Source organism: Bacillus sp. HY001, assembly GCF_007558965.1.
GTDB lineage: Bacteria > Bacillota > Bacilli > Bacillales > Bacillaceae_G > Bacillus_A > Bacillus_A mobilis.
In genome coordinates this window covers 1-230 of the sequence record NZ_VLTE01000102.1, presented here as the reverse complement: position 1 = coordinate 230, position 230 = coordinate 1, and the positions used below count along the sequence as shown (strand labels likewise).

At 26.5% G+C, this 230-nt stretch carries 1 protein-coding gene; it reads left to right on the top strand.

Annotated elements, in window-relative coordinates; genetic code table 11:
- Positions 1-182: hypothetical protein (locus FOT98_RS32750; RefSeq protein ID WP_222104675.1), on the top strand; the 182-nt coding region annotated here is incomplete at its 5' end.
- Positions 183-230 lie beyond the last annotated feature (48 nt).

Sequence of the window (230 nt, the reverse complement as noted above, 5' to 3'; positions counted from 1 at the left end):
TATTTATCATGGATGAAATACAATTAAATTTAAAAGAATCCTCAAACTCTCAATCATTTTTCCTGACTAATCTCCATATGGAGGATTTGTTTATTTTTATTATGAATTTTGAATTGTATCCTTTAAAGGAGGCTAGATATTCATATGAAATAGGGGGCAAAGGATATATCAGAGACTTTTAGAAATGGAATACTAACAAGTGAAATTTTCTTATAAATTTAACGTATTTC